This is a genomic window from Actinomadura pelletieri DSM 43383, from assembly GCF_003634705.1.
Taxonomy (GTDB): Bacteria; Actinomycetota; Actinomycetes; order Streptosporangiales; family Streptosporangiaceae; genus Spirillospora; species Spirillospora pelletieri.
This window is the reverse complement of sequence record NZ_RBWU01000002.1, coordinates 137,573-152,412: the sequence shown is the minus strand read 5'-3', so window position 1 is coordinate 152,412 and position 14,840 is coordinate 137,573. Positions and strand designations below refer to the sequence as shown.

Annotated in this window: 16 protein-coding genes; 9 read left to right on the top strand and 7 right to left on the bottom strand. The window is 67.7% G+C overall.

The window, feature by feature from the left end:
• The first annotated feature begins 103 nt into the window (after positions 1–103).
• Both BZB76_RS07490 and ahpD read left to right on the top strand, forming a co-directional pair.
• Entirely contained in the window at positions 104–658 is a 555-nt protein-coding gene (locus BZB76_RS07490) for a peroxiredoxin (protein ID WP_121433593.1), read from the top strand.
• A gap of 2 nt (positions 659–660) precedes the next feature.
• Positions 661–1,203 (top strand): alkylhydroperoxidase, AhpD family, encoded by a 543-nt coding sequence (ahpD, locus tag BZB76_RS07485; RefSeq protein ID WP_121433592.1) that lies wholly within the window; start codon positions 661–663, stop codon positions 1,201–1,203.
• Between the two features lie 62 nt (positions 1,204–1,265).
• Here ahpD and guaA read toward each other — a convergent pair whose 3' ends face one another.
• The gene (gene guaA, locus BZB76_RS07480) at positions 1,266–2,840 is read right to left on the bottom strand and encodes a glutamine-hydrolyzing GMP synthase (protein WP_121433591.1); all 1,575 of its coding nucleotides are present in this window, start codon (positions 2,838–2,840) and stop codon (positions 1,266–1,268) included.
• A 217-nt stretch (positions 2,841–3,057) separates the two neighbouring features.
• Between guaA and BZB76_RS07475 the strand changes: the two genes are divergently transcribed.
• Entirely contained in the window at positions 3,058–3,984 is a 927-nt protein-coding gene (locus BZB76_RS07475; RefSeq protein WP_246006807.1) for a zinc metalloprotease, read from the top strand.
• Positions 3,985–4,302: 318 nt separating this feature from the next.
• On the opposite strand, the gene BZB76_RS07470 is transcribed toward BZB76_RS07475, so the two are convergent.
• On the bottom strand, positions 4,303–5,025 hold the full coding sequence (locus tag BZB76_RS07470) for a DNA alkylation repair protein (RefSeq protein WP_121433590.1): 723 nt from the start codon (positions 5,023–5,025) through the stop codon (positions 4,303–4,305).
• Between the two features lie 171 nt (positions 5,026–5,196).
• Here BZB76_RS07470 and BZB76_RS07465 point away from each other — a divergent pair, with 171 nt between their 5' ends.
• On the top strand, positions 5,197–6,099 hold the full coding sequence (locus BZB76_RS07465; RefSeq protein WP_121433589.1) for a zinc metalloprotease: 903 nt from the start codon (positions 5,197–5,199) through the stop codon (positions 6,097–6,099).
• Positions 6,100–6,157: 58 nt separating this feature from the next.
• On the opposite strand, the gene BZB76_RS07460 is transcribed toward BZB76_RS07465, so the two are convergent.
• Both BZB76_RS07460 and BZB76_RS07455 read right to left on the bottom strand, forming a co-directional pair.
• Positions 6,158–7,900, bottom strand: coding sequence for a GMC oxidoreductase (locus tag BZB76_RS07460; protein ID WP_121433588.1), 1,743 nt, complete (start codon positions 7,898–7,900; stop codon positions 6,158–6,160).
• Positions 7,901–7,908: 8 nt separating this feature from the next.
• Positions 7,909–9,480 carry a succinic semialdehyde dehydrogenase gene (locus tag BZB76_RS07455; RefSeq protein ID WP_121433587.1) on the bottom strand — a complete coding sequence of 524 codons (1,572 nt, stop codon included), beginning with the start codon at positions 9,478–9,480 and terminating at the stop codon, positions 7,909–7,911.
• A gap of 237 nt (positions 9,481–9,717) precedes the next feature.
• Between BZB76_RS07455 and BZB76_RS07450 the strand changes: the two genes are divergently transcribed.
• A complete protein-coding gene (locus BZB76_RS07450; RefSeq protein WP_121433586.1) occupies positions 9,718–10,332 on the top strand; it encodes a TetR/AcrR family transcriptional regulator in 615 nt (204 codons plus the stop codon).
• Positions 10,333–10,429: 97 nt separating this feature from the next.
• Positions 10,430–10,897, top strand: a complete 468-nt coding sequence (locus BZB76_RS07445; protein WP_211342889.1) for a hypothetical protein — start codon at positions 10,430–10,432, stop codon at positions 10,895–10,897.
• A gap of 29 nt (positions 10,898–10,926) precedes the next feature.
• Here the strand turns inward: BZB76_RS07445 and BZB76_RS07440 are convergent, their stop codons facing one another.
• Together BZB76_RS07440 and BZB76_RS07435 are read right to left on the bottom strand one after the other, a co-directional pair.
• A complete protein-coding gene (locus BZB76_RS07440; protein ID WP_121433585.1) occupies positions 10,927–11,298 on the bottom strand; it encodes a hypothetical protein in 372 nt (123 codons plus the stop codon).
• An 8-nt stretch (positions 11,299–11,306) separates the two neighbouring features.
• Entirely contained in the window at positions 11,307–11,795 is a 489-nt protein-coding gene (locus tag BZB76_RS07435; protein WP_147449363.1) for an ATP-binding protein, read from the bottom strand.
• A 48-nt stretch (positions 11,796–11,843) separates the two neighbouring features.
• Between BZB76_RS07435 and BZB76_RS07430 the strand changes: the two genes are divergently transcribed.
• From BZB76_RS07430 to BZB76_RS07420, 3 genes are read left to right on the top strand one after another with little or no spacing between them, the layout of a single operon-like run.
• Positions 11,844–12,650, top strand: coding sequence for a helix-turn-helix domain-containing protein (locus BZB76_RS07430; protein WP_121433583.1), 807 nt, complete (start codon positions 11,844–11,846; stop codon positions 12,648–12,650).
• Positions 12,641–12,826: a DUF397 domain-containing protein gene (locus BZB76_RS07425; RefSeq protein WP_121433582.1), complete on the top strand. Its 186-nt coding sequence runs from the start codon at positions 12,641–12,643 to the stop codon at positions 12,824–12,826. Before BZB76_RS07430 ends, BZB76_RS07425 begins: the two co-directional genes overlap by 10 nt.
• A gap of 30 nt (positions 12,827–12,856) precedes the next feature.
• On the top strand, positions 12,857–13,042 hold the full coding sequence (locus BZB76_RS07420) for a DUF397 domain-containing protein (RefSeq protein ID WP_121433581.1): 186 nt from the start codon (positions 12,857–12,859) through the stop codon (positions 13,040–13,042).
• Between the two features lie 49 nt (positions 13,043–13,091).
• Here the strand turns inward: BZB76_RS07420 and glpD are convergent, their stop codons facing one another.
• A complete protein-coding gene (glpD, locus tag BZB76_RS07415) occupies positions 13,092–14,825 on the bottom strand; it encodes a glycerol-3-phosphate dehydrogenase (protein ID WP_121434538.1) in 1,734 nt (577 codons plus the stop codon).
• Positions 14,826–14,840 lie beyond the last annotated feature (15 nt).

Below are 14,840 nucleotides of genomic sequence, written 5' to 3'. Positions count from 1 at the left end.
CCTGAGGCACGCTGAGTGACATCAGCCGCCGAACCGGAGCACGGCGGCCTGCCTGCGCCTTCCTCGACGAAGGCGCATCCCTCAGCTACGACGAAGGAGCAACGTGCTTACTGTCGGTGACCAGTTCCCCGAGTACGAGCTCACCGCCTGCGTCTCGCTCGACCCGGACAACGCCTTCGAGAAGATCAACCACAAGTCCTACGAGGGCCAGTGGCGCGTCGTGTTCTTCTGGCCGAAGGACTTCACTTTCGTGTGTCCGACGGAGATCGCCGAGTTCGGGCGTCTCAACGAGGACTTCGCCGACCGCGACGCCCAGGTGCTCGGCGCGTCCGTCGACAACGAGTTCGTCCACTTCGCCTGGCGCAAGGACCACCCGGACCTGCGGGACATCCCGTTCCCGATGCTGTCCGACCTGAACCGGGAGCTGTCGTCCGCCCTCGGCATCCTCACCGAGGACGGTGTGGCGCAGCGCGCGACGTTCATCGTCGACCCGAACAACGAGATCCAGTTCAGCATGGTGACCGCAGGTTCCGTCGGCCGGAACGTCAAGGAGGTCCTGCGGGTGCTGGACGCGCTGCAGAGCGACGAGCTGTGCCCCTGCAACTGGAACAAGGGCGAGGACACGCTCGACGCCGGCAAGCTGCTGGCCGGGGTCTGACCATGGGCGTGGACACTCTGAAGGCCGCCCTTCCGGGCTACGCCAAGGACACCAAGCTCAACCTGGGCTCGCTGACCTCCACCTCCCAGCTCACCGACCAGCAGCTGTGGGGAACGGTGCTGGCCTGCGCGTTCGCCACGCGCAGCGCCGTCGTCATCCGCGAGCTGGCCGAGGACGCGGGCGACCACCTGTCCGCCGAGGCGTTCGAGGCGGCCAAGGGCGCCGCCTCCATCATGGCGATGAACAACGTGTACTACCGCGCCACCCACCTGATCGGGGACGAGACGTACGCGACGCTGCCCGCCAAGTTGCGCATGTCCATCATCGGCCGTCCCGGGGTGGACAAGGTGGACTTCGAGCTGTGGTGCCTGGCCGTGTCCGCGATCAACGGATGCGGACGGTGCCTGGAGTCGCACGAGAAGGTTCTCCGCGAGGCGGGGCTGTCGCGCGAACTCGTCCAGGAGGCGCTGCGCATCGCCGCCGTCGTGAACGCGACTGCCGCGACCCTCGACGCCGAGGCCGTGCTGGCCCCGGCCGCCGTCTGAGACACACGACACGCGAAAGGCCCGGGTGCGAACCGCACCCGGGCCTTCTCACGCGCGTGGGATCACTCCCATTCGATGGTGCCCGGCGGCTTGGACGTGATGTCGACCGTGACCCGGTTGACCTCGCGGACCTCGTTGGTGATGCGGGTCGAGATCCGCCGCAGCAGGTCGTAGGGGAGTTTCGCCCAGTCGGCCGTCATCGCGTCCTCGCTCGTCACCGGGCGCAGCACGATCGGGTGGCCGTAGGTGCGGCTGTCGCCCTGGACGCCGACGGACCGGACGTCCGCCAGCAGCACGACGGGGAACTGCCAGATGTCGCGGTCGAGCCCGGCGGCGGTGAGTTCCGCGCGGGCGATCGCGTCGGCGTCGCGGAGGATCTCGAGACGCTCACGGGTCACGGCGCCGATGATGCGGATGCCGAGACCGGGACCGGGGAACGGCTGGCGCCAGACGATCTCCGACGGCAGGCCGAGCTGCTCGCCGAGCGCGCGGACCTCGTCCTTGAACAGGCTCCGCAGCGGCTCGACCAGCGTGAACTGGAGATCGTCCGGAAGCCCGCCGACATTGTGGTGCGACTTGATGTTGGCCGCGCCGGTGCCGCCGCCCGACTCGACGACGTCCGGGTAGAGGGTGCCCTGGACGAGGAACTCGACCGGTTCGGGCGCGTCCTCACCCACGATCTGCCGCGCCGCCTCTTCGAACACCCGGATGAACTCACGGCCGATGATCTTGCGCTTCTGTTCGGGGTCGGAGACGCCGTCGAGGGCCGCGAGGAAACGCTCCTGGGCGTCCACGACGTGCAGGTTCACCCCGGTCGCTGCCACGAAGTCCTTCTCGACCTGCTCGGCCTCGCCCTTGCGCAACAGCCCATGGTCGACGAACACGCAGGTCAACTGGTCGCCGATGGCGCGCTGGACGAGCGCCGCGGCGACCGCGGAGTCCACGCCGCCGGACAGCCCGCAGATCGCCCGCTTGTGCCCCACCTGCTCCCGGACGGCCTCGATCGACTCGTCCGCGATGTTGACCATCGTCCAGTTCGGACGGCACCCGGCGCCCTCGTACAGGAACCGTCGCAGCACCTCCATGCCCTGCTCGGTGTGCAGCACCTCGGGATGGAACTGGACGCCGAAGAAGCCGCGTTCGCGGTCTTCCATGCCCGCGACCGGCGTCACGTCGGTGCTGGCCGTCACGATGAACCCGGACGGCGCGCGGCTGACATGGTCGCGATGCGACATCCACACCGGCTGCTCGTGCGGCAACCCGGCGAACAGCATTCCCGGGGCCGCGACGGTGAGGGTCGCGCCACCGAACTCGGCGACGTCGGAGTTCTCCACCGTGCCGCCGAGGGCCCTCGCCATCACCTGGTGGCCGTAGCAGATCCCGAACGTGGGGACGCCGAGGTCGAACAGCCCGTCCGGCGCGGCCGGGGCGCCCTCCTCGTACACCGACGCCGGACCGCCCGACAGGATGATCGCCTTCGGTTTCCGGGCCAGCATCTCCGCCGCGGACATGGTGGACGGCACGATCTCGCTGAACACGTGGCACTCGCGGACACGCCGCGCGATCAGTTGCGCGTACTGGGCACCGAAGTCGACGACGAGAACGGTGTCAAAGGACTGGTCTGCGACCACCAACAACGCCTTTCGCAAGGGCCGAAACGACCCCTTCAGTCTACGGGCCGCCCGCCTGCGCCGATGCGCGCACCCTGTCGCGGCCGTCACAACATGCGATCCACCGATAACGGTCGGCATCCGTTTACCTTGATCACACTCGCGGGAAGACTTCGCTCTGATACCTGTTGATGACGCTCTGTATTCACTGGTCCCGTCCGCAAGCGTCCTCCCTAGGAGTGCCGTGAAGCTGCTCGCCGTCACCGCCCTGATCGCCGCCTTCGTCCCGGCTCTGCCGTCCGGCCCCACCCAGGGCGCCGCCGCGTCTTCGGACGACTGCGCGCACGCCGACGCGCGACTCCGGCCGGGAGCGCACGGCCACCGGGAGCACAACGATCTGACTCCCCGGGAGGCCGCCGACGTCGAACAGCGCCTCGACCAGGTCCTGCGCGGGCTCGGCATCGCCCCGGGCCGTCAGTCGGCCGGTGCCGCCCTGCGCGTCGCCGCGCCGATCCGGGTTCCCGTCTATTTCCACGTACTCCACAACGGCGCCAAGGGCAATGTGTCCGCCGCGGCGATCGACAGCCAGATCAGCACCCTGAACGACTCCTACGCCGGACGGAACGGAGGCGCCGACACCGGTGTCTCCTTCGAACTCCGCGCCGTGACCCGTACCGACAACGCCGCCTGGTTCAACGACCCGGAACGGTACGAGCAGACGTACAAACCCCGGCTGCGCAAGGGCGGCAAGAGCACACTGAACCTCTACAGCAGCCACATAGGCGGAGACCTGCTCGGCTGGTCGACGTTCCCATGGAAGTACAAGACCGAGCCGAAGCTGGACGGCGTGACCATCCATTACGGCAGCATGCCGGGCGGTGCCATCGACAACTTCAACAAGGGGTTCAGCGCCACCCACGAGGTCGGCCACTGGCTGGGGCTCTACCACACGTTCCAGGACGGCTGTGGCGGCAAGGGCGACCGGGTCGCCGACACCCCGGCCGAACGCGACCCCACCAACGGCTGCCCGACCGGCAAGGACACCTGCCCCTCCCCCGGTGCGGACCCGGTGCACAACTACATGGACTACAGCTACGACACGTGCATGACGTCGTTCACCGCCGGTCAGGGCGCCCGCATCCACAACGTGTGGAAGGCTTACCGCACCTGATCCCGAAACCGCCGCCCGGCCCGGGCGCTTGGTGCACCGGTAGATCAGATGCGTCCGGCATTCGGGGGTATCGGCCAGGGCGTACGCGGACCTGATGCCTGGGACGTGGGCCTGCCGCCCGACGAGCGGCCCGACCACGCCCTCGCCGCTCCCGAGAAGCGACCCTCCACCAGTTCCCGGATCGCCCGCACCCCGTCCGATGGGCGACTTGTGCTCTGGACGGGGGGAGTCACGTGGAGCGCACGCCGCCGGACCGGTGCCGTGTACTGGAGTCCACGCCTGGACGTGCCTCAGAGCGGCCCTCGGCCACACGGCGTGTCAGCGGTTGAGGATGAGGGCGGCGTCCTCCTCCGGGAGTCGGCGAACGGCCTCCCGTAGCGTGACACCGGAGAGGGCTCCCGTTCGGGGGAGAACCCAGGCCACCACCCAGTCCGGGTCCTTCTTCGACAGTTCACGCAGGACCCAGCCGAGGGCCTTGCGGATGAAGAAGTCGGTCTCACCGAGTACGGCGTCCCCGAACCGGTCGAGTCTCTCCAGATCGGGGTCCCCCGCCCGGACGCCCGCGAGGAGGGCCAGGACGGCCGACCGCCGTATCCACATGTAGGGGTCGCCGACCCACGCGTCCAGGACGGTTCCCAGGTCCGGGTACCGGACGACGAGCCCGCCGACGACCTTCTCCGCGAGATGGTCCACGTACACCCAGCTCGCCGAGTCGCGGATGAACCGTTCCGCCAGCCGGACGTCCCGTGGCTCCAGCAGCGCGGCCCGCTTGACGAGCACCTCGATCGCGGCCATGCGCGCCTCATGCACCGGACGCCCCTCGTCGGTCACGTCCCAGAGGGCTTCGGCAAGAACGACCAACTCGTCCCGGGTCGGTTCGGGCTTCACCGCCGACACCGCCACCTTGCGCAGAGCCGGTACCGGCACTCCGATATGGGCTAGTTCGCTCTTCAGATACCGCTTTTCCTGCTCGGCCCGAACCGGGTCGGCCTGTGCCCGCATCTCAGCCAGTACGCGCGTCACCTCGTGTCCGACGTCCATGCGGACACGCTACGCCGGGACGCTAGGGTGCCGTATTCAGCGTTGACCGCCCCAATTCGTCCAATTTTGCCAAAGACGGAATGTTTACTCCGCTCCACTCTGGTTCCAGCAGTAACTCCGCTCCCCCGATGCGCGCGCCTCCATGCCCGCGCAAGCCCCCCGAGGAGTTCAATGAACCGCGCTGGAATCGTCGGCGTCGTCGGCGTGCTCGCCACCGCCACGGCGTACGCCCCCGCCGCCCTGGCCGCTCCCCTTCCCACGGCCGCGCCGTCCGCCTCGTCCGCCGCCTGTGCCGAACAGCCCGCACAGGCCCGTGTTCGAGCCGGAGCCCACGTCACCGAACGGAATCAGCCCGGCCCGGCCCAGGTCGCGGCGATGGAGAAGGACTTCAGGTCCCGTCTCGGCAAGCTGCCGAAGAAGCGGACCAACGCCATCAACGTCCGCGTGCATTTCCAGGTCGTCTATGGCAGCGCCGGTAATGTGTCGGACGCGACGTTGAAGAAGCAGCTCGACGTCCTCAACGCCGCCTACGCGAGTAGCGGTGTGACGTTCACGCACGCGCAGACCAAGCGGACGCAGAACGCGGCCTGGTTCTCCGACCCTGAGGGCAACGAACGGACGATGAAGACCGCCCTGCGCCAGGGCAACGCGCAGGACCTCAACTTCTACACGGCCGACCTCGGCAACAGCCTCCTCGGCTGGGCCACGTTCCCGAGCAGCTACCGCAACTCGCCCGTGATGGACGGTGTCGTCGTCCACTACCAGAGCCTGCCGGGCGGCACGCTCGCCGAGTACAACGAGGGCGACACCGGTACCCACGAGGTGGGCCACTGGATGGGTCTCTACCACACCTTCCAGGGCGGCTGCTCCGGTGAAGGCGACCAGGTCGCCGACACCCCCGCCGAGCAGAGCCCGGCGTCCGGCTGCCCGACGGGCCGCGACACCTGCCCCGCCGCCGGAGTCGACCCGATCCACAATTACATGGACTACAGCTACGACGCCTGCATGACCGAGTTCACGCCCGGTCAGAACCAGCGCATGCAGGCCCAGTGGTCCAGCTACCGCGCGCAGTGATCCGTGGCGCGGCGAGAACTTCACGGTTCTCGCCGCGTCCGTCCGCGCGGTGGCCCGGTCAGGTGACGTCGACGATCGGAAGGCTCAGCGCCCCCGGCGCGCCGACCGGAACGACCGGGTTCTTCGGCGGGACGGGACCGAGCCGCCGGTAGGGCGCGCCGACGGCGGGACGCGGGTCGTCCTCGCCCCGGTTCGGCCAGCACGCCATGGCGCGCTCGGCCTGCGCCGTGATGGTCAGCGAAGGGTTGACGCCCAGGTTCGCGGAGATCGCGGAGCCGTCCACGACATGCAGCCCCGGATGCCCGTAGACCCGGTGGTAGGGGTCGATCACCCCGGTCTCGGCGGAGTCGCCGATCGCGCATCCGCCGAGGAAGTGGGCCGTCATCGGCACGTCGAACAGGTCGCCCCACGTGCCGCCGGGAACGCCGCCGATCTCCTCCGCGATCAGCCGGGTCGCCTCGTGCCCTTCCGGAATCCAGGTCGGATTGGGCTCGCCGTGCCCCGCGGCCGCGCGGACGTCCCATCCGAACGGCCCTCGCCTGGGCTTCAACGTGATCGAGTTGTCGCGGGTCTGCATGACCAGCGCGATGACCGTCCGCTCCGACCAGCGCCGCACGTTGAGCATCTGAAGCATGTCACGGGGACGGCGCACCACCTGCCGGACGAACTTCACCAGGCGGGGCGTGTGCTTCTCACCGGGGCGGTCACCGTCCACGAGCAACGTCTGGAGACCGGCGAGCAGGTTGGAGCCGCGCCCGTACCGGACGGGTTCGATGTGCGTGTCCGGAGCCGGGTGGAACGACGAGGTGATCGCGACGCCCGTGGAATAGTCGGGGCCGGGCTTGCCGCCCGCCCGGCCGCCGCCGAGGATCGCCTCCGAGTTGGTACGGGTCAGGGCGCCGAGCCGGTCGGACAGATTCGGGAGGCGGCCGGTCGCCTTCAGCTTGTGCAGGAGCTTCTGCGTCCCGTACGTCCCGGCGGCGAAGACGACCTGCCCGGCGGTGAACGTCCTGCGGTCACGTCCGAACGACCCGGTCCGCACGATCTCGACCTCGTAGCCGCCGTCCACCGGCCGCACGCTCGTCACGCGGCTGAGCGGCATCACCCGCGCCCCCGCCTTCTCCGCGAGGTACAGGTAGTTCTCCGTCAGCATGTTCTTCGCGCCGTGGCGGCAGCCCACCATGCACTCGCCGCACTCCACACAGCCGCGCCGCCGTGGCCCCGCCCCGCCGAAGTACGGGTCGTCGCTCTCGACGCCCGCCCCCTTCCCGAAGTAGACGCCGACCGGGGTCGGGACGAACGTGTCGCCCTTGCCCATCCGGTCGGCGACCCGCCGCATCACCTTGTCGGCCTCGGTGATGGTCGGATTCTGGACGACGCCGAGCATTCTCTGCGCCTGCCTGTAGTAGGGCGTCAGCTCGTCCTGCCAGTCGGTGATGTGGGCCCACTGCCGGTCCTTGAAGAACGGCTCCGGCGGGACGTACAGGGTGTTGGCGTAGTTCAACGACCCGCCTCCGACACCCGCGCCCGCCAGCACCATCACCCGGCTCGACTTCGCGCCGCGGATCAGATGGATGCGCTGGATGCCGGTGAGCCCGAGCGCCGGTGCCCACAGGTAGCGGCTGACACGCCAGTTTGTCCTGGGCAGTTCGGGATACCGCGACCCCGGCGCTCCGCCCGTGTCGAACCGGCGACCCGCCTCGATCACCCCGACCCGGTACCCCTTCTCGACCAGCCGCAGCGCCGACACGCTGCCGCCGAACCCCGATCCGACGACGAGCACGTCGAAGTCCTGCCGCACGGCCGCCCCTACCTGATCCGCAGCTTCTTCATGACCTTGACCCCGGTCGCCATGAGGTCGGCGAACCGGTCGTAGCCCATGCCGCCCGGAGGCGCCAGGTCCATGATGTGCTGGCTCGCCACGGTCTGGACCTCGGTGAACTTCAGCAGGCCCTCGGCCCCGTGGCGGCGTCCCACCCCGGACTGCTTCATTCCGCCCATCGGCGAGTCGTAGGACCCGTAGGCGGCGCCGTACCCGTCGTTGATGTTGACCGTCCCCGCCCGGATCCGCGCGGCGAGACGACGCCCCCGCGCCGGGTCGCTCGTCCACACCGACGCGTTCAGCCCGTACGGCGTGTCGTTGGCTCGTTCGATGACGTCGTCCTCGTCGCGATACCGGTAGAGCGCGACGACCGGGCCGAACGTCTCCTCCGCCCACAACTCCATGTCCTCGTTCACACCTTCGAGAACCGTGGGCTCATAGAAAAGCGGCCCGATATCAGGACGGTGCCTCCCCCCGGCAAGCACGGTCGCGCCCTTCTCAACGGCCTGATCGACCTGCCGAACCACCGAGTCGAGCTGCCGCCGGAAGGTCAGCGACCCCATCTCGGCGTCGAAATCCAACCCGACCCCGAGCCGCATCCCCTTGACCAACTCGACGAACCTCGCAACGAACCGGTCATAGACGTCCTCGTGGACATACATCCGCTCCATCGAGACGCACAGTTGCCCGGCATTGGCGAAACACGCCCGAACGGCCCCCTTCGCCGTGCGCTCCACATCGGCGTCCGCCATGACGATCATCGGGTTCTTGCCGCCGAGCTCCAGCGAGTAGCCGACGAGCCGCGGCGCGACCTTCTCCGCGATCGCCTTCCCACCCCGCGTCGAGCCGGTGAACGCCACATAGTCGGCGTTCTCCACCAGCGCATCACCGATCTCGTCCGGTTCACCGACCACGACCTGCCACAGATCCCGCGGCAGCCCGACCCCCACCAACAGGTCCACGACCCACAGACTGGACAGACACGTCTGGGTGTCCGGCTTGTGGATCACCGCGTTGCCCGCCAACAGCGCGGGCACGACGTCCCCCGGCCCCAACGCGAACGGGTAGTTCCACGGCGCGACCAACGCCACGACACCCTTCGGATGCCGCAGCTCCCGCACCCGCGTCAGCCCGGGCAGCAGCCCCTGCCTACGCCGCGGCCCCAGCAGCCGCGAGGCCCGCCGCGCGTAGTACAGCGAGCACAACGCCACGTCGAGGAACTCCTCCATCGCATGGCGGCGCGCCTTGCCGGTCTCCAACTGGATGAGGTCGAGGATCTCCTCGCGCCGGTCGACGAGCACGTCCACAAGCCTGAGGAAGGGCTTGACCCGCTCCCCCACAGGCATCCTCGCCCACGCCGCCTGAGCCGCACGCCCACGCTCATAGGCCGCGAGAACGTCATCGCTCCCCGAGACCGGAACGACCGCCAGCGCCTCCTCCGTGAACGGACAGGAGACCGTCGCCGTCTCACCACCGCCCGAGGCGACATACGGCACCAGCCGATCGATCAACGTCTGGGGCAGCGCGCGCTCGGCCGCCGGAACCGTCGGAGATGCCATGAACTCCAGCGTATGACCCCCTGCCCACCCCTGACTATCCACTGGAAACGAGCCGCCTGGGCGATTTGCCGAGCTTCTCCCACTCCCTGGCCTCGCCCGTCCAAACGGAGCGTTCCAAGCCAGGCGGACTTCCGCAACTCACGGACTGACCATGCTCAACCGGTGTATTTCGAAGAAGAGGAGATTCTCAGCGCGCGGTCCTCGAACGCGCGTGTCCGCACACGGAGGGGAGAACGCATGAGGGACACCCACGGCGGCCATCCCGAGGGTGCCACGACACCCGCACGACCGTCCGACCGCCGCGAGCAGACCCGCACCGCCCTGCTCACCGCCGCCGAACGCCTCTGGGCCGAACGCGGCATCCACGGAGCCTCACTCGACGACATCGCCGCCGCCGCGGGCCTCACCAAGGGCGCCGTCTACTCCAACTTCGCCGGAAAGACCGACCTTCTCCTGGCCTTGATGGAGCGTTTCACCAGCGACCCCTCCCGCACCGACGTCTGCGACGAACTCCGCGCCGCCGAAGAGGACGGCGACCCCACGGGCCGCTCCTCGTCCCGCCACGAACCCGACGAACGCGCCCGCCAACTCGCCCTGCTCCTCGTCGAGTTCTGGCTCTACGGCATGCGCGACTACGCCGCCGGTTGGCGCATCGCCGACTGGTACGCCGAACGCCGCGCCCGCCTGGCCAGCCAACTCGACCCCGACGACGCCATCGCCCCCCACGAACGCGCCACCCTCACCCTGGCCCTCGACTTCGGCTTAGCCTTCCAACACCTCCTCGACCCGGCCCGAGTCCCCGCCGACCTCTACCAGACCGGCAAGAACCTCATGCAAGGCCACCCGAAGTAGCCGATCCCCAGGTCAAATACCGGCAAGCCGCTCAACGCCCGGCCGACCGACCGTCAACGCTGATCGTTGAACCGCGGAACGGGAGGGTGGGCGTCCGGTGACAGAGCCCGAGCCGGTGCTGATGGCACTGCACGAGCAGCACTACAAGCTGATGTGGCAGGGATTGAAGAAACACGAGTTCCGCCGCCGCTACATGGAGGGGCGACCGACCCGCTGGTTCGTGTACCTGACCACGCCGGTGGCTCGGCTGACGGCGGTGATCGACCTGGGCCCGCCGGTGGTGGACGGTCCGGACCGGATCGCCGCCATCGCCGAGCAGGCCCAAGCCGGGAACGGAGCCAGGGTGCTGGAGTACCTCAAGGGGCTGGACCGGGGGTTCGCCATCCCGCTCCTGCGCGTGAGCGAGTACCCCGGCCTGTCCATCGAGGACCTGCGCAACGAGCTGGGATCATTCCAACCCCCACAGGCATACATGCGGTTGCGCCGCCACCAACACCTGCTCGCGGTGTGCGAGAAGCTCGCGACCGAGACTCCGACCCGCCAACTGACGGTGCAGCATCAATAGTCGGCGGTAGGCACCGGCCTCGACGGATCTCACCAGGCGTTGCCTGGAAACATGCGGTGTTTGAGGAGCTTGTCGATCTCCTCGACCGCCGCCTTCACATCCCCGCAGGGGGAGAGGTAGCCGTGCCTGCCGCGCCGGGCCTCGTGGTACGCCCACATCTGGTTCGCCACGGCACGGGCGTTCACGACGGTCCCCACGTGGCTGTGCGGGCCGGAGACGTACACCCAGAGCAGAGGTTCCCAGAGCAGCGGCAAGACGACCGAGGCCGGAAACTCCTCGGGACGGTAGAGACGGACGGACCGGTATCCCAACGGCTTGAGCGCGGCGCTGAGCGTGTCCAGATAACGGACGGCCGTCGAACGTCCGAGGTGCGTGCGCAGTAGCAGCGTGCGCCGTTCCACTCGAACGCTCAGCGGTCGAGTTTGGCCCATACGATCTTCCCTCCCTCACTGATCGGTCGGACGCCCCAGTCGCGCACCAGAAGCGACATTGCGAAGAGGCCGCGCCCCGACTCGGCGGAACCTTCGACCTCCTGAACGACGGGCATTTCCGCTCCCTGATCCCAGACCTCCAGGACCACGGAACCGTCCTGCTCGTCCTCGAAGATCCGGATAACGATCTGTCCGGTTCCGACGTGTTCGTAGGTATTGGTAACCAATTCACTGATGACGGTACGCCCCACATAGTCGTCTGCGATCCCTAGATCACAGAAGCACTTGGCGAGGAAGTCCCTGGCGTACTTCGGCGCATTAACGGTGGGACTGAGGACCAGCGTGGACACCTCGGGAACCTGGGCGATTGCGGGCATCGGTACGACCTTTGCAGTCGATTCTTTGACTGCCCACATCAACGCACGGAAAGGCGTAACCTTAATGGTAGAAGCGCGAAGCAGCCGCATCTGACTAACAATTATTCAACGCCCAATCACCACGAAAGGAAGATCGACATGACATCTACCAGCGAAAACAGGATGCCGGTGGACCCCGAGCTGCTCGGATTCGCTAACGAGTTCAAGCGCAGGCGAGAAGCGGCCGGACTCAACCAGGCCCAACTCGCCCGGCTGGTCAGCGTCCAGCGCTCCTACATCAGCCACGTAGAGCGAGGACGCACCAAGTGCCGCAGGGACTTCACCACGCGAGTGGACAAGGCACTCAACGCGAACGGAGAGCTAGTCGAATCCTGGGACGAGCTAGTAGAAAAGATCAAATCCACCAAGTATCCGACATACTTTGTGAACTTCCCAAAGGTGGAAGTGTCGAGCGTACTCCTACGCGGATACGAGGCGTACTCGGTCTACGGGCTCTTCCAGACGGAGGCGTACGCGAGGTTCCTACTCCCCCAGGAAGAGGATTTCCAGAGCAGAATGCGGAGGCAGGAAATCCTCAAGAGGAACCCTCCACCCGTCATCTCCGTGGTAATGGACGAGAGCGTCCTCTACCGCGAAGTAGACAGTCCGGAGACCATGCGCGACCAGTTCAAGTACCTCATCGAACTGTCGACCCGTGAACGGATCAATATTCAGATTGCCCCGTTCGCGTACTGCCGAGTCGTCAGAACGTCGTTCGCCATAGCGACGTTGCCCGACCAGCGCCAGGTGGTGTACACGCAGAAAGCCTACGGCGGAGAAACCTCGACCAAGCCGCACGAAGTGGAGCTAACAGTCGAAAGCTTCGTTACACTCCAGGCGGGAGCGCTCAACATAACAGACACGAGAGCGCTGATCAGAAGGGTGATAGACGAGAGATGGACCTGAGCACCGTCAAGTGGCGCAAGTCCTCACGCAGCAGCGCTGACGGAGACAACTGCGTAGAGGTCGCGAACGTTCCAAACATCGTCGCGCTACGTGACAGCAAGTACCCGAATGGCGGCAAAATTCTCCTGAGCCACGAAGACTTCCGCCACCTCACCAACACCCTCAAAAACCTCTAGAAAAACACCCCTGGGACCGGGAAAGACGAAATGAACCTGAGCACCGCCACCTGGCGCAAGGCTTCCCGGAGCAGCGACAAGGGCGACAACTGCGTTGAGGTTGCCAGCGTTCCGAACATCGTTGCGCTCCGTGACAGCAAAGACCCGAACGGCGGCAACATCCTCCTCAGCCACCAGAACTTCCGCCACCTCACCCACACCCTCAAGAATCTTTGATGTTCAAAGCCCCTGGGCCCGAAGGGGGCGCCAGGGGCTTTCTGTTCGGTCAGGCGGTGGGGACGATGTCGGGGGCACCTCGGCGGTGGGCGTTGGCTTCCTGATCGTCTTCCTGGATCTGGGAGGCGCGTTCGGCTTCCACGCGCTTGCGGTAGTACTCGATTTCGCGGTCGCGTTGCTTCTTCGACCAGCCGAGCACGGGGGCGAGGAGGTCGGCGGCCTCCTGGGCGACGCCGACGCCGCGGTCCCAGGTTTCGATGGAGATGCGGGTGCGGCGGGCGAGGACGTCGTTGAGGTGGCGGGCGCCCTCGTGGGTGGCCGCGTAGACGATCTCGGCGCGGAGGTAGTCCTCGGCGTTGCCGAGGGGTTTGCCGAGGTCGGGCTTCTCGGCGATCAGTCCGAGGAGGTCGTCGACAAGCGTGCCGTGGCGGCGCAGGAGGTGTTCGATGCGGGCGACGTGCAGGCCGGAGCGGGACGCGAGCCGGTGGCGGGCATTCCACATGGCCTGGAAGCCGTCGCCGCCGACGAGCGGGATCCGGTCGGTGCAGGACTCGGGGATCTTTCCGTCGAGACCGTGGGCGACGGCGTCGATGGCGTCCTTGGCCATGACGCGGTAGGTGGTGTACTTGCCGCCCGCGACGAGAACCAGGCCGGGGACGGGGTGGGCGACCACGTGTTCGCGGGAGAGTTTCGACGTCTCCTCGGTCTCGCCGGTGAGGAGGGGCCGCAGGCCCGCGTAGACGCCTTCGACGTCGTCGTGGGTGAGCGGGGTGGACAGGAACGCGTTGACGTGGTCGAGGATGTAGTCGATGTCGGCCTTGGACGCGGCGGGGTGGGCCTTGTCGAGGTCCCAGGCGGTGTCGGTGGTGCCGATGATCCAGTGACGTCCCCAGGGGATCACGAACAGGACCGACTTCTCGGTGCGCAGGAGGATGCCCGCCGCGGAGTGGATGCGGTCCTTCGGGACGACGAGGTGGATCCCCTTCGACGCCTTGACGTGGATCTGCCCGCGCCCGCCGACCAGTTCCTGGATGTCGTCCGTCCACACGCCGGTGGCGTTCACGACCTGCTTGGCGCGGACCTCGCTGGTCGTGTTGCCCTCAAGGTCGCGGATGCGCAGCCCGGTGACGCGTTCCCCCTCACGGAGGAACCCGAGGCACTGGGTGCGGGACGCGATCTGCGCGCCGTACTCGGCGGCGGTACGGAGCACCATCATGACGAAGCGGGCGTCGTCCACCTGGGCGTCCCAAAGCTGGATGGCGCCGACGAAGGAGTCCTTGCGGAGGGACGGGGCCACGCGCAGGGCGCCACGCCGCGTCAGATGCCGGTGGTGCGGGACGCCCCGGGTGCTGCCCATCTGAAACGCCAGCGCGTCGTACAGGGCCACTCCGGCGCCGAAGTAGGCGCGTTCCCACACGCGGTGGGTGGTGGGCAGCAGGAACGGGACGGGACGCACCAGGTGCGGGGCGATCTGCTGGAGGAGGAGGCCGCGTTCGGTGAGGGCCTCCCGAACGAGATCGAAGTTGTACTGCTCCAGGTACCGCAGTCCGCCGTGGATCAGTTTCGACGAGCGGGAGGACGTCCCGGACGCGAAGTCACGCGCCTCGACGACCGCGACGGACAGACCCCGGGTGGCCGCGTCCAGCGCCGCGCCCGCGCCGACGATGCCGCCGCCGACGACGACCACGTCGAACTCCTCGCGCGCCATGCGATCCAGCGCCGCGGCCCGTTCGGCCGGGCCCAGCCGGGAGCTGCCCAGGCCCGTCACAGGTGATCCCGTCATCGCGATTCCCCCCAT